This is a genomic window from Pseudonocardia sp. 73-21 (assembly GCF_001899645.1).
Lineage (GTDB): Bacteria > Actinomycetota > Actinomycetes > Mycobacteriales > Pseudonocardiaceae > Pseudonocardia.
In genome coordinates this window covers 107,444-119,844 of sequence record NZ_MKVV01000016.1, presented here as the reverse complement: position 1 = coordinate 119,844, position 12,401 = coordinate 107,444, and the positions used below count along the sequence as shown (strand labels likewise).

11 protein-coding genes (1 of these 11 cut by a window edge) are annotated in these 12,401 nt (G+C 76.6%); 2 read left to right on the top strand and 9 right to left on the bottom strand.

The window, feature by feature from the left end; genetic code table 11:
• Nucleotides 1-48: 48 nt before the first annotated feature.
• The 8 genes from glmM to BGP03_RS35750 all read right to left on the bottom strand — a co-directional run bounded on the left by glmM (nucleotide 49) and on the right by BGP03_RS35750 (nucleotide 8,689).
• A complete protein-coding gene (gene glmM / locus BGP03_RS03705) occupies nucleotides 49-1,392 on the bottom strand; it encodes a phosphoglucosamine mutase (protein WP_296369658.1) in 1,344 nt (447 codons plus the stop codon).
• Between the two features lie 2 nt (nucleotides 1,393-1,394).
• Nucleotides 1,395-1,985: a 30S ribosomal protein S9 gene (rpsI, locus tag BGP03_RS03700; RefSeq protein WP_296369656.1), complete on the bottom strand. Its 591-nt coding sequence runs from the start codon at nucleotides 1,983-1,985 to the stop codon at nucleotides 1,395-1,397.
• A 41-nt stretch (nucleotides 1,986-2,026) separates the two neighbouring features.
• Nucleotides 2,027-2,470, bottom strand: a complete 444-nt coding sequence (rplM, locus tag BGP03_RS03695) for a 50S ribosomal protein L13 (protein ID WP_296369654.1) — start codon at nucleotides 2,468-2,470, stop codon at nucleotides 2,027-2,029.
• A 246-nt stretch (nucleotides 2,471-2,716) separates the two neighbouring features.
• A complete protein-coding gene (locus BGP03_RS03690; protein WP_296369652.1) occupies nucleotides 2,717-3,010 on the bottom strand; it encodes a WXG100 family type VII secretion target in 294 nt (97 codons plus the stop codon).
• A 10-nt stretch (nucleotides 3,011-3,020) separates the two neighbouring features.
• Nucleotides 3,021-3,341, bottom strand: a complete 321-nt coding sequence (locus BGP03_RS03685) for a WXG100 family type VII secretion target (protein WP_296369651.1) — start codon at nucleotides 3,339-3,341, stop codon at nucleotides 3,021-3,023.
• A 128-nt stretch (nucleotides 3,342-3,469) separates the two neighbouring features.
• A complete protein-coding gene (locus tag BGP03_RS03680) occupies nucleotides 3,470-4,762 on the bottom strand; it encodes a type VII secretion-associated protein (RefSeq protein WP_298800041.1) in 1,293 nt (430 codons plus the stop codon).
• A gap of 10 nt (nucleotides 4,763-4,772) precedes the next feature.
• A complete protein-coding gene (gene eccCb / locus BGP03_RS03675; protein ID WP_363093135.1) occupies nucleotides 4,773-8,075 on the bottom strand; it encodes a type VII secretion protein EccCb in 3,303 nt (1,100 codons plus the stop codon).
• 41 nt (nucleotides 8,076-8,116) lie between these two features.
• Nucleotides 8,117-8,689: a hypothetical protein gene (locus tag BGP03_RS35750; RefSeq protein ID WP_363093134.1), complete on the bottom strand. Its 573-nt coding sequence runs from the start codon at nucleotides 8,687-8,689 to the stop codon at nucleotides 8,117-8,119.
• A 154-nt stretch (nucleotides 8,690-8,843) separates the two neighbouring features.
• On the opposite strand from BGP03_RS35750, the gene eccD reads away from it, so the two are divergent.
• Together eccD and mycP are read left to right on the top strand one after the other, a co-directional pair.
• A complete protein-coding gene (gene eccD / locus BGP03_RS03670) occupies nucleotides 8,844-10,181 on the top strand; it encodes a type VII secretion integral membrane protein EccD (RefSeq protein ID WP_298800039.1) in 1,338 nt (445 codons plus the stop codon).
• The gene (mycP, locus tag BGP03_RS03665) at nucleotides 10,178-11,578 is read left to right on the top strand and encodes a type VII secretion-associated serine protease mycosin (protein WP_298800038.1); all 1,401 of its coding nucleotides are present in this window, start codon (nucleotides 10,178-10,180) and stop codon (nucleotides 11,576-11,578) included. Before eccD ends, mycP begins: the two co-directional genes overlap by 4 nt.
• Nucleotides 11,579-11,775: 197 nt before the next feature.
• On the opposite strand, the gene eccB is transcribed toward mycP, so the two are convergent.
• On the bottom strand, nucleotides 11,776-12,401 hold the end of the coding sequence (gene eccB / locus BGP03_RS03660; protein WP_299735424.1) for a type VII secretion protein EccB. It continues 784 nt past the right edge of the window; 626 of the gene's 1,410 nt are visible here — the last part of the coding sequence; its start codon lies beyond the right edge, outside the window; its stop codon occupies nucleotides 11,776-11,778.

Here is a 12,401-nt window from a genome sequence, read left to right as displayed (position 1 = left end):
GACCACCACACGTGACCATGAGGCTCGGGGGCGGTGGGCAACGTGGACCTACCGGGCCGCCGCGACCACCTCGGCGAGGCGGGCGGCGGTGGCCTGTGCCAGCTCCGTGGTGGGGGCCTCGACCATGACCCGGACGAGCTGCTCGGTGCCCGACGGGCGCAGCAGGACCCGGCCGGTGTCGCCGAGCTCGGCCTGCGCGGCGGCGACGGCCTCGCCGACGGCGGCGGACCCGGCGACGGCGGCCTTGTCGACCACCACGACGTTCAGCAGCACCTGTGGCAGCGGCGTGACGATCGACGCGAGCTGCGCCAGCGACGAGCCGGTGGCGGCCATCCGGGCCATCAGCCGCAGCGCGGTGAGCAGGCCGTCGCCGGTGGTGGACAGGCGGGGCAGCACGACGTGGCCGGACTGCTCGCCGCCCAGGTTGAAGCCACCCGAGCGCAGCTCCTCCAGCACGTAGCGGTCGCCGACGGCGGTGGTGCGCAGCGTGATGCCGGCCTCGCGCATCGCGATGTGCAGGCCGAGGTTGCTCATCACGGTGGCGACGAGCGTGTTCTCGACCAGCTCGCCCGCAGCGTGCATCGCGACGGCGAGCACGGCCATGATCTGGTCGCCGTCGATCACCGCGCCCGACGCGTCGACGGCGAGGCAGCGGTCGGCGTCGCCGTCGTGGGCGATGCCCAGGTCGGCGTGGTGCTCGCGCACGGCGGCCTGCAGCGGGCCCAGGTGCGTGGACCCGACCCCGTCGTTGATGTTGAGCCCGTCCGGCGACGCGTTGAGCGCGATGACCTCCGCGCCCGCCTTGCGGTAGGTCTCCGGGGCGACCACGGACGCGGCGCCGTGGGCGCAGTCGACGACGACCCGGAGCCCGGTGAGCGGAGCCGGGGTGACGGCGAGCAGGTGTCCGACGTAGCGCTCGGCGGCGTCGGGCAGGTCGCGGACGCGGCCGATGCCCGCACCGGTGGGACGCGCGGCGGCCGCGTCGATGCCGTTCTCGACGGCGATCTCGAGCGCGTCGGGGAGCTTGTGGCCGCCCGCGGCGAACAGCTTGATGCCGTTGTCGGGCATCGGGTTGTGCGACGCCGAGATCATGATGCCGAGATCGGCGCCGAGCGCCCCGACGAGGTACGCGACCGCCGGTGTCGGGAGGACCCCGACCCGCACCGCGTCGGCACCGGCGGAGGTCAGGCCCGCGACGACGGCGGCCTCGAGCATCTCGCCGCTCGCCCGCGGGTCACGGCCGACGACGGCGACCGGTCGATGGGACCGGTCGCTCTCGGCCAGCACCCGCGCGGCGGACGCGGACAAGGCAACGGCGAGCTCCGGGGTGAGGAGCTCGCCGTTGGCCAGTCCGCGAACGCCGTCGGTGCCGAAAAGACGTCGCTCGCCCAAGATCAGCGCTTGCTGTACTGGGGCGCCTTGCGGGCCTTCTTGAGGCCGTACTTCTTGCGCTCGATGACGCGCGGGTCACGCGTGAGGAAGCCGGCCTTCTTGAGCGGCGGGCGGTCCTCGGAGTCGACCTCGATCAGCGCACGGGCGATGGCGAGGCGCAGCGCGCCGGCCTGGCCCGAGATGCCGCCGCCGTGCAGGTTGGCGAAGATGTCGAAGCGCTCGGTCTTCTCCAGCAGCACCAGGGGCTCACGGATGAGCTGCTGGTGGAGCTTGTTGGGGAAGTAGACCTCGAGCGACTTGCCGTTGAGCGTGAACTGCCCGGTGCCCGGCATGAGGCGGACGCGGACGACGGCCTCCTTGCGGCGGCCGACCGTCTGGATGGGCCGGTCGGAGAAGACCGCGGGAACGGCGGGCGCGGCGTCGAAGTCGACCTCGACGTCGGAGAAGTCGTCGTCGGCCGCGACGTCGTCGGCCGACGCCTCGTCGGTGACCTCGGAGGTGTCCTCCGCGGCGATCTCGGTGGTCTCGTCCGCCGTGGCCTCGACGGGGGCCTCCTCGACGGCCTCGACCTCGGGCTGCTCGGGGGTGCTCACGGGCTGTCCTTCTTCCACAGACTCGGTGCCGGTCGACTCACTCACTGAGCAACCTGGGTGATCTCGAACGCGGCCGGCTGCTGCGCGGCGTGCGGGTGGTTCGGGCCGGCGTAGACCTTGAGCTTCTTGCTCATGGCGCGACCCAGCTTGTTCTTCGGCAGCATGCCGGTGATCGCCTTCTCGACGAGGCGGTCCGGGTGCTTCTCGATCATCTCGCCGACGGAGCGCTGGCGCAGACCGCCCGGGTAGCCGGAGTGGCGGTAGACGAACTTGTCGGTGCGCTTGTTGCCCGACACCGCGATCTTCTCCGCGTTGATGATCACCACGAAGTCGCCGGTGTCCATGTGGGGGGCGTACGTCGGCTTGTGCTTGCCGCGCAGCAGCGTGGCGGCGTGGGTGGCGAGGCGGCCGAGCACCACGTCCGTAGCGTCGATCACGTGCCAGGCGCGGTTGATGTCGCCGGGCTTCGGGCTGTACGTGGGCACGGACCTACCTCGTCAATGTCGTGTGCTCGCCGGGCGTTGTCGAGCGCCCGCGAGGCGTTTCTCTGGTGCGGCGGGTGCGGTGGGCGCCGGGCCCGGACTCCGAGCTTTGCTGCGGTCCAAGAATCACAGCATCCGGGGGTTCTCCACCCTCCGCACTATCGAAGAACGAGGGTACCTGCCGGTTCCGAGGACGGTGACAACACCCCCTGCAACCGACGGGCACCCCCGTCCGTCCTGCGTTCGAGGCTACCTCCACCGGGCCGCGTTGGCGTTCTCGACCTGCTGGTAGCTGTCGTTGGCGCTGCCGAGCGCGACCCCGATCTGGGCGAGCACCGCGGCGATGTCGGTGGCCGCGGAGTCCCACTGACGCTGCTTGACCTGGTAGTCCTCGGCCGCCCGGCCCTGCCAGGTGGCGACCATGGGGGCCAGGTAGCGCTTCAGGTCGTCGAGCTGGGCCGTGATGCGGGACGCGGTGGTGGCGACGTCGCCCTGTGCGGCGGCCAGCGCGCTGAACGTGACCTTGATTTCCGGTGCGCTCATCGTGGCCTCCTCAGCCCAGCGCCGCGGTGATGGACGACATGCTCGCGGCCTGGGCGTCCTCCTGCTGCTGGTAGGTGATGCGGGAGCCCTGGATGGACTCGCCGATGGAACGCAGCGCCTCGTTGAGCGCCTTGGCGTCGGTGTCCCACCGCGCCATGAGCTTCGCGAACTCCACCGACGCCTGGCCCTTCCAGGCCCCGGCGAGCGGACCGAGCTTGCCCCGCAGTGCGGCGAGCTCGCCCTGCACCGCACCGTTCACGGACAGGACGTGTCGGCCCGCCCGCTCCATCTCCTCCGTCGTCGTGCCGAACCCGTCGGCCGTTCCTGCCATCCGGCTCACCCCTCGTCGCTCTGCCGTGTCGAACCCGTCCCGGTGACGGTGACAGCGGGGGTGGGTCCCCCGTGGCGTTTCCCGGCAACGGTTCGCAGGTGCGAACGAAGTGGTCGGGCCCGCTGTGCTCAGTCGCGCCGCACCGAGGCCACGACCACCGCACACGCCGCCAGCACGGTGGCCTCCCCCGCCGGGGTGTGGCGGCAGCCGACCGAGAGCTGCGCGTCCCCGTCGAGCACGACGAACCACTCGATGACCACACCGTCGTCCTGCTGCCGGTAGGTGGTGACCGGGCGGCCGGAGACGGTGCGGGCGCCGTAGTCCGACAGCGGGTCGCCCGCGGCGACGGCGTCGTCGTAGACGGCCCGCAGCTCGGCCCGGGTGCGCTCCGGTTCGGCCGCGGCGTCGTAGCCCAGCGGGGTGCGCTCGACGGCGATGAGGTCGCTGCTCGCCGGCGCCGCGGCCGGGGTGAGCAGGCTGCGCCGCCGCTCGGGCAGCCCTCCGGTGTGCACCCAGCCCGCCGGTACCGCGAACCGGTAGCCGTACTGCACGAGCGTGCCCACCGGGACGGTGACGACGACCGGCGGCCCGAGCGCACGGCCGGCCGCGAGCAGACCCGCGACGGCCGCGACGGCCGCGACACCGGCGAGGACCCGCCGCAGCGGACGCCGAGCCCCCGCCGCAGGCGGCGGCAGCAGGACGGCGGTGTCGGCCGGGTCGGCGGGCTCGGAGACGGCCGTGCGGTCCAGCGGTAGCGCCAGCGCCCCGAGAAGGGCCGCCGTCTCGGGTCGCGGTGCCACGACGACGTCGGCGACGCCCGCCTCGTCGAGCGCCTCGGCCACGAGCGGGGACCGGGCCACACCGCCGATCAGCAGGACGGGCGCGTCGACGCCCCGAACCATCGCGACCAGCTCGTCGAACAGCGGCGACGCGGCCACGCGCAGCTGCTCGGCGTCGATCCCACCCGCCTCGGGCAGCAGCGACAGCGCCTCCCGTACCCGCCGGGCCCGCACCGCGGTGCTGCCGGTCAGCCCGGCCACGGCCTCGTCGAGCCGGGCGCCCCCGACGTCGCTCCGCCACCGCGCCGCCATCCGTCCGCGCTCGACCAGCGTGGCCTCCGAGCCGGACGCCCCGACGTCCAGCACGAGCCGCCGCCCCGGCCCGGCCACCGCGACCGGGGCCGGGACCGGCCGCACCGGCCGGCGCGCCCAGGCCGCGATCCGCTGTGGCGTCCACCCCGCGGGATGCACGAGCACGATCTCGGCCGGCCCCGGCCCGGCGACCCGCGCCACCAGCTCCGGCAGGTCGAGCGGGCCGCGAGCGGGCGGCAGCTCCACGACCGTCGGCGGGCCGTCCCCGGCCACCGCCACCCGCAGTGCACCCGCCCCGACCTGGACGGCGACCCGCCTGGCCCCGGTCACCGCGGCCTCGTCACGGCTCGTCCTCCGGCGGCAGCCACGCCAGCTGCAGCCGCCGGGCGCCGCGCCTGCGGTCGACGAACGTGCCGCGGCCGGGTGGCTGGGTGGACGGCTTCACGTTCTCGATCAGCGCCCCCTCGTCGGCGGTGCCGTTCATGACCAGCCCGGGCGTCGCGAGCTCGCGCAGCCGGCCCAGCAGGGGGTCGAACAGGGCCCGGCCCGCCCCGCCGCTGCGCCGGGTGACCACCACGTGCAGGCCCACGTCCTTGGCCTGCGGCAGGAACTCGACGAGCGGCAGCAACGGGTGGGTGACGCCGCCACCGGGCGCCACCAGGTCGTAGTCGTCGACCAGCACGTAGACCTCCGGCCCGCTCCACCAGCTCCGTTCGCGCAGCGCCCGCGGCGTGACCTCGGGGCCGGGCAGCCTGCGCCGCAGCGAGTCGGCGACCGTGCGGGCCGCCGCGGCCGTGGTCTCCGGCGTGCTGGAGTGGACGAGCAGGTGCGAGGGCGGGACGAACCCGAGCAGCCCCCGGCGGTGGTCGACGACCACGACACGGGCCTGCTCCGGGGTGAACCGGTCGGTGATGCCCCGGCCCACCAGCCGCAGCAGGGTGGTCTTGCCGCTCTCCGCGTCGGCGAAGCACACCAGGTGGGGCTCCGCGGCCAGATCGACCGACACCCGGGCGAGACGCTCCTCGTCCACCCCGATCGGGATGCCGTTCTCACCCGGTGCGGCCGGGGGAAGCGCGGTGAGCTCGATACGGTCGGGCAGCAGCCGCACGGGTGGGATGCCCGGCCCCGGTGCCGCCGCGGCGACGGCCGCGACGAGCGCCGCCGCGTCGGACGGGCCGGAGGCCAACCGGGGCTCGGCGATCACCGTGGCCGCACCGTCGGGCGACAGGCCGTGGCCCGGGCGCGTGGGCACCTCGGCCGCGCGCCGCCGGTCGACCTCCGACTCCGACGGCTCGCCCAGCCGCAGCTCGATCCGCCCGCCCATCAGGTCCTTCACCGCCGGCCGCAGCTCGCTCCAGCGGGTGGCCGACATCGCCAGGTGCAGCCCGTAGGACAGCCCCTGCGCGGCCAGCGGCAGCAGCCGCGCCTCGAGATCGTCGAACTCCCCCCGCAGCGTCAGGTACCCGTCGACGACGAGCAGGAGGTCGGTGGCGGGCTCCTGCTCGAAGTCGCCCGCCGCCCGCCGGGCCCGGAACGCCTCCACCGACGCCAGCCCGGCCTCGCGGAACAGCCGCTCGCGGCGGGCCAGCACCGCCGACAGCTCCGCGACCGTGCGCCGCACGAGATCGGCCTGCTGCCGGTCGGCGACGGAGCCCACGTGCGGCAGCCCGGCGAGCACCGCGAGCGTCCCGCCGCCGAAGTCGAGCACGTGGACGCCGAGCTGCTCGGGGGTGTGGGTGAGCGCGAGACCGAGCACCACCGTGGCCAGGGCCGTGGACTTCCCCGCCCGCGGCCCGCCGACCACCGCCAGGTGCCCGGACGACCCCGCCAGGTCGATCACCAGAGGGTCGCGGCGCTGCTGGTAGGGCCGGTCCACCAGCCCGATCGACGTCTGCAGGGTGCCCGCGGCACCGGTGGTGGCCACCAGCCCACGGCCGGCGACCGGGACGACCGGCCCCAGCACCTCGTCGAGCGCGGGCGGGACGTCGAGCGGCGGCAGCCAGACCCGGTGGGCGACCGGCCCCGGCCCGGCGAGCGCCGCGATCACCGTCTCCAGCACGGTGGGTGCGTCGCCCTCGTCGGCCTCGGGGAGCGGCGCCTCCGGCTCACCGGCGACGGGCACCGGCCGGATCCCGAACGCGTGCGCCCGCGGCCGTACCGGGGACGGCACGGGTGGACCGGTGTCGGTGACCTGGGGCCCCGACACGTAGGCGGCCCGGAACCGCACCAGCTCGTCGGTGCCGGTGGCGAGGAACGCCGAGCCGGGGGCGGACGGCAGCTGGTGGGCGTCGGGCACCCCGAGCACGGCCCGCGACTCCGACGACGAGAACGTGCGCAGCGCGATGCGGTAGGACAGGTGCGACTCCAGGCCCCGCAGGCGGCCCTCGTCGAGGCGCTGGGAGGCCAGCAGCAGGTGCAGCCCGAGCGAGCGCCCGAGGCGGCCGATGGTGACCAGCAGGTCGATGAGCTCGGGACGCTGGGCGAGCAGCTCGGAGAACTCGTCGACCACGACGAACAGGGCCGGCAGGGGCGGCAGCGGCGCTCCCGCCCGGCGGGCCGCGGCGTAGTCGGTGACGCCGACGAGGTTGCCCGCGGCCCGCAGCATCTCCTGGCGGCGGGTGATCTCGCCGGCCAGCGCGTCGGCCATGCGGTCCACCAGGCTCAGCTCGTCGACCAGGTTGGTGATGACCGCCGACACGTGGGGCAGCGTGGCGAGCCCGAGGAACGTGGCGCCGCCCTTGAAGTCGACGAGCACGACGTTGAGCTCCTCCGGCGAGTGCGCGGCGGCCAGCCCGAGCACGAGCGTGCGCAGCAGCTCGCTCTTGCCCGAACCGGTGGCACCGATGCACAGGCCGTGCGGACCGCTGCCGCCCAGCGCCGACTCCTTGAGGTCGAGCGTGACGGGGTGGCCCCGCTCGTCGACGCCGATGGGCACCCGCAACCGGTCGCTCTCGGCGGCCGCCCACCGGGCCCGCAGGGCCGCGATGCCCGACGGGCCGGGACCCAGCGCGAGCAACGCGGGCAGCCCCGGAGCGGCCCGCGGCCCCTCCTCGTCGGCCAAACCGGAACCGCCGGGCCGGTAACGCGCGAGCCGCCGGGCGAGTGCCGTGGCCTCGGCCCGGCCGAGGACGTCGGGGTGCCCGATCCGGGCCGGGGCCTCCTCACCGCCGCTGCGGTGCAGACCGTCGGGCCCCACCTGCAGCCGCACGACCGACGGGGCGGGCCGCCGTCCTGGTGGGGCCCCGACCCGCACCACGGTGACGCCCGCGACACCCGCCCAGGGCCCCGGCCCGTCCACGACCCCGTCGACCACGACGAGCAGGTGCGGCTCACCGACCCCCGGGCCGGACGGCCGCCCGGCCAGCTCCACGAGCCACCAGCGGCGCACGTCGTCGGCGTCGTGGGTGATCATGCGCAGGGGCCCGACCGCGTCCCGCCGGCGCGGGTGCGCCGCGTGCGGCAGCCACTTCACCCACTCCCACTCCGCCACCGTGGACGGTGCGGCGACCACCGCGAGCAGCGCGTCGGCCGGGCTGTGCCACATCGCGTACTGCGCGACGAGCGCCCGAGCGAGCGCCCGGACCGGCCCCGGATCGCCGGCCGTCCCGTCCGGTTCCAGCCACACCGTGGAACTCGCGCGCAGCGACAGCGCGACCGGGAGGTCGGGGACGACCGCGTGGCCGGTCAGGAACCGGGCAGGGCCAGCGCCGTGACCGGTTCGATGCCCTCCACCGGCCCGGTCTGCGGCGCCACGAGCCGCACGGCCAGCCGCTGGGCGCCCCGGCCGATGCGGACGTGGGCGAAGTCCGGATCCGCCGCCCGCCGCTCCCACAGCCGACCGTGCGCGATCACGGTGGGCCAGGCGGCCGGATCGGGGTGGGCCGACTCGGCCGCCGCGCGCTGCTCGGCCGCGACACCCCGCACGCGGTGGCGCAGCTGGGCGAGATAGCGCAGGTAGTCGCGCCGGTTCTCGTCGAGGGTGGCCGCCCGGCTGCCCCCGCCGCGGCCACCGCTCGTCATGACCATGCCGAGCGTGGAGAGCGCGAACATGCCCCCGAACAGCCAGGACGTGGGGTTCTCCGGCCCGAGCACGGCGATGAAGCCGACCGAACCCAGCAGCATCACGCCGGGCAGCAGGCGGGCGAGGACGCCGGGTGGTACGAGGCGTTCCGGCTCGGGCGGCGGCTCGAGCGCGAGCTCACCGCCGGGCGTGCGCGGCGGGATCCGCCGCTGCCGCACCACTCCGACCGTGGCCATCTCCGTACCCCTTCCGCCACCGGGACGGGTTTCTCCAAACGCCCCCGCCGGACCCACCGGCGTTGCGATGCTAGGCAGCACCCCGGTCGGTTCGTGGCGATTCGGGAGAACTCACGAGCAGTTGTCCACAGTCGGTTGCGCAGGAGGTTGCACCGTGAACCACCAGTCGTACTGCCGGCTCACGGTGCTGGCCCCACGACGCAGAGTCGACGTCGCGCTGCCCGCGGACGTGCCGGTCTCCGAGCTCGTGCCGATGGTGCTGGAGCTGGTGGGAGAGCCGGACAGCCAGTGGCGGCCCGAACCGTGGCGGCTGAGCGGAGTGGGCGGCGGCCCGCTGCCGGGCGCGGCCACCCTGGACCAGCTCGGGGTGCTCGACGGCGAGCTGCTGCGGATCGCCCGGGACGCACCGCCGCCCCCCGCTCCCGTCTTCGACGATCCGGTCGACGCGCTGGCGGCGGGCACCGGAGCCGTGAGCCCGGGCCACCGGCTCCTCGGCGCCGGCGCGGTGCTCACCGCCGCCGTCGGGGCGGCCACGGTGCTTGCCGGGGCCGGGCCGGGCGCGCCCGCCGCGGCCGTGCTCGCCGGGCTGGGTGCGATCGGTGCGCTCGTCGTCGTCTCCCGGGCGGTGCACGGGATCGCGGACGACTCCGGGCTGGTCCTGCCCCGGGTCGCGGCGCTGGCCGCCGTTCCGCTCGCGGCCGCCGCGGGGTGGGCGGCGGTGCCGGGCGGCGCGGGGGCCGCGCTCGTGGGGGTGGCGGCGGCGGGCACGGTGGCCGCGGTCGCCCAGCTGCTGCTGCGCGTCGTCACCCCGGCGCTCGTGGGCGCCGTCGTCACCGCCGTGTTCGGGACCGTCGCGCTGCTCGGTGTGCGGTTCGGGCTCACGGGCACGGCGGCCGCCGCGGCGGTCGGGGCCGCGGCGGTCGTGGCCGGGCCGTTGCTGCCCCGGGTCGCGATCCGGCTGGCCGGGCTGCCCCGGCCGGTCGTCCCCGCCGACGGTGACGAGCTCGCCGACGCCGACCCCGACGGGCTGTCGCCCGGGGAGCTCGCCGAGCGGGCCGACCTCGCCCGCGGCCATCTCGCCGGGCTCGCCGGGGCCTGCGCCGTGACGGCGGCCGGCGGCGCGGTGGTCGCGACCACGGCCGGGGGCTGGGCGGGGCCGGCGTTCGCGGCGGTCACCGTCGTGGTGCTGGGGCTGCGGGCCCGCGGTTACGCCGACGCCGTGCCGGCGCGCACCACGCTGGTCGCCGCGATCGGGGCGGGCGTCGTCCTGGCCGCGTCGGCCGCCGGGTACGGCGACGCCGCCCGGCTCGGCGCCGCGGGCGCGCTCCTGCTCGCCGTCGGGGTCGGTCTCGCCGGCCTCGGCCGCACCGAGCCGCTCGGGTCGCCGGTCTCGAGACGCGCGGTCGACCTGCTCGAGGGGCTGCTCGTCGCCGCCACGGTGCCGCTGGCCCTGGGCGCCATGGACCTCTACCGGCTGGTCCGCGGGCTGTGACGGGCCGGGGGTGCCGCACCGCGGCTCCGGCGCTGGCCCTCGCCGTCGTGCTGGCCCTGGGCGCCGGCGCGTACCCGGCCACCGCGACCCCCGCTGAGGCAGCCGTCGCGGCAAGCCCGGCCGCCGACCACCCGGCCACCGACCACCCGGCCACCGGCGTCACCCCGCCCGCGCCACCCCCGCTGGTCACCGCTCCCCCGCCGGGCCTGCGCCCGGACGCCGCCGCACCGGGCCTGCGCCGGCCACAGGCCTGCACCCCACCGCCCCCGGACGGATCGGCCGCGGCCGACACCGGTGCCGCGAGGATGCAGCTGTCCGCCGTGCACCGCCTGGCCACCGGGTCCGGCCAGGTCGTCGCCGTGATCGACACCGGGGTCCATCCCGACCCCCGGTTCGGCACCCGCCTGCGCGGTGGCGGCGACTACCTCACCGGCGGCGACGGCCTCGACGACTGCGACGGGCACGGCACCGCCGTCGCCGGCATCCTCGCGGCCGCGGCGGCCCCGGGTGGCCGCGCCGGGTTCGTCGGCATGGCGCCCGACGCCCAGCTGGTCGCGATCCGCCAGTCCAGCCCGTCGTTCCAGGTCCCCGGCCCGGACGGCGTCCTGCGTCCCGCCGGCGATGTCGCCACGCTCGCCGACGCGATCGTGCTGGCGGTCCGCGAGGGCGCCAGGGTGATCAACATCTCGGAGGCCGTGTGCCTGCCGGCCGCGCAGGCCGCCGGGCAGGGGCGCTCGATCCAGGCCGCCCTGCGCTACGCCGCCCGGGCCGACGTCGTGGTCGTCGTGGCGGCCGGCAACGCCGGGGTGGGCTCGTGCGCGGTCCCGGGCCGCGAGCCGCCCGACCAGGTCTCGTTGCCGGGCTGGTACGGCGACGACGTCCTGGCCGTCGGCGCCGTCGGGCCCGACGACACCCCGGCCTCCTTCACGGTCCCGGGCGCGTGGGTGGACCTCGCCGCACCGGGCACGGGTCTGCGCTCGCTCGCCGTCGCGGGAGGCACCACGGGCACGGGTGTCGTGGGCACGAGCTTCGCGGCGCCGTGGGTGGCCGGGCTGGCCGCACTGGTGCGCGAGCGCTACCCGGACCTGACGGCCGCACAGGTGGTGGACCGCATCCTCGCCACGGCCCGACGGGCGCCGGGCGGCAACGCGGTGGGCCGCGGCGTCGTCGACCCCGTGGCCGCGCTCACCGCTGTGCCCGTCCTCGTGGCGCCCGACCGGCCGGGGGCACCGGCACCCACGGCCGAGCTACCGGTCGGGATGCCCGTCGCGGCCCCGGACGACGGGCCCGTCGACCTGCTCGCGGCAACCACGCTGCTCACCGCGTGCGGGGCGACGGTGTGGGTGCTGCGCCGCCGGCCCGCCCGGGGCCCTCGGGAAGGCCGCTTCCCGGCGTAGACGCCCCGGAACCGCAACGTGGGCTCCCGGTACTCCTCCAGGGCGTGCACGACCCAGCCCACGATGCGGGCCGGCGCGAACGCCGCCTCCCCGCGTCCGCCGGCAGGCCCTCGGCGTGCGCCATCGCGGCCAGGGCCAGGTCGACGTCGGCGAACTGCTCCGGAACGGCGACCACGAGCGCCTCGACCGCGACGGGCTCACCCCTCGGGGAGAACGTCCACCACCCGCCCGGCCTGGGCCAGGTCCAGCGCCGGGCCGGTGGGCAGCAGCCGCAGGGCCGCCTCCGGCGCGGAGGCGGCGCCGGTGATCCCGAGCGCGGCGGCCGTGGCGTCGTCGGCCACGCCGTAGCCGACGCCGCTGCCCGACAGCAGCCACAGCGGCCCGGTGCCGGACGCCCGGCCCGCGGCGGCCGCCCGGACGGCGCCGCCCGGCCCGACTGCCACGGCGTCGAGGCGCTCGCCACCGCCGTCGGCCCGGGCGAGGGCGACGGGTGTGGTCCCGGGTGCCAGGGGCAACGCCGACCCGAGCCAGACCCCGCCGGACGGCGGGCCGCCGGGCGTCCACGTCCAGCACGCGACCGGTGCGTCGGTGGGCTCCCGCATCCGTGGCGACCCGGTGGGCCAGCCCGCCACCGGCAGGTCGTCGACGTAGGTGGCCGAGCCGACCACGTCGGCGCCGACGGCCGCGGCCTCCCGTTCCCCGGCCGCGACGCGCAGCAGTTCCGCCACCACGCCGGGCACCTCCTGAAGCCCCCCGCGCAGCACGACGAAGAACCGGGGCGCGCCGTCGGCGGGGCGGTGGACCAGCACGTCACCGACCCGGC

Coding starts and splice junctions, on each gene's coding strand:
- BGP03_RS35750 (WP_363093134.1), bottom strand. CDS start 8,689: ATGGCCACGGTCGGAGTGGTGCGGCAGCGGCGGATCCCGCCGCGCACG.
- BGP03_RS03685 (WP_296369651.1), bottom strand. CDS start 3,341: ATGGCAGGAACGGCCGACGGGTTCGGCACGACGACGGAGGAGATGGAG.
- BGP03_RS03690 (WP_296369652.1), bottom strand. CDS start 3,010: ATGAGCGCACCGGAAATCAAGGTCACGTTCAGCGCGCTGGCCGCCGCA.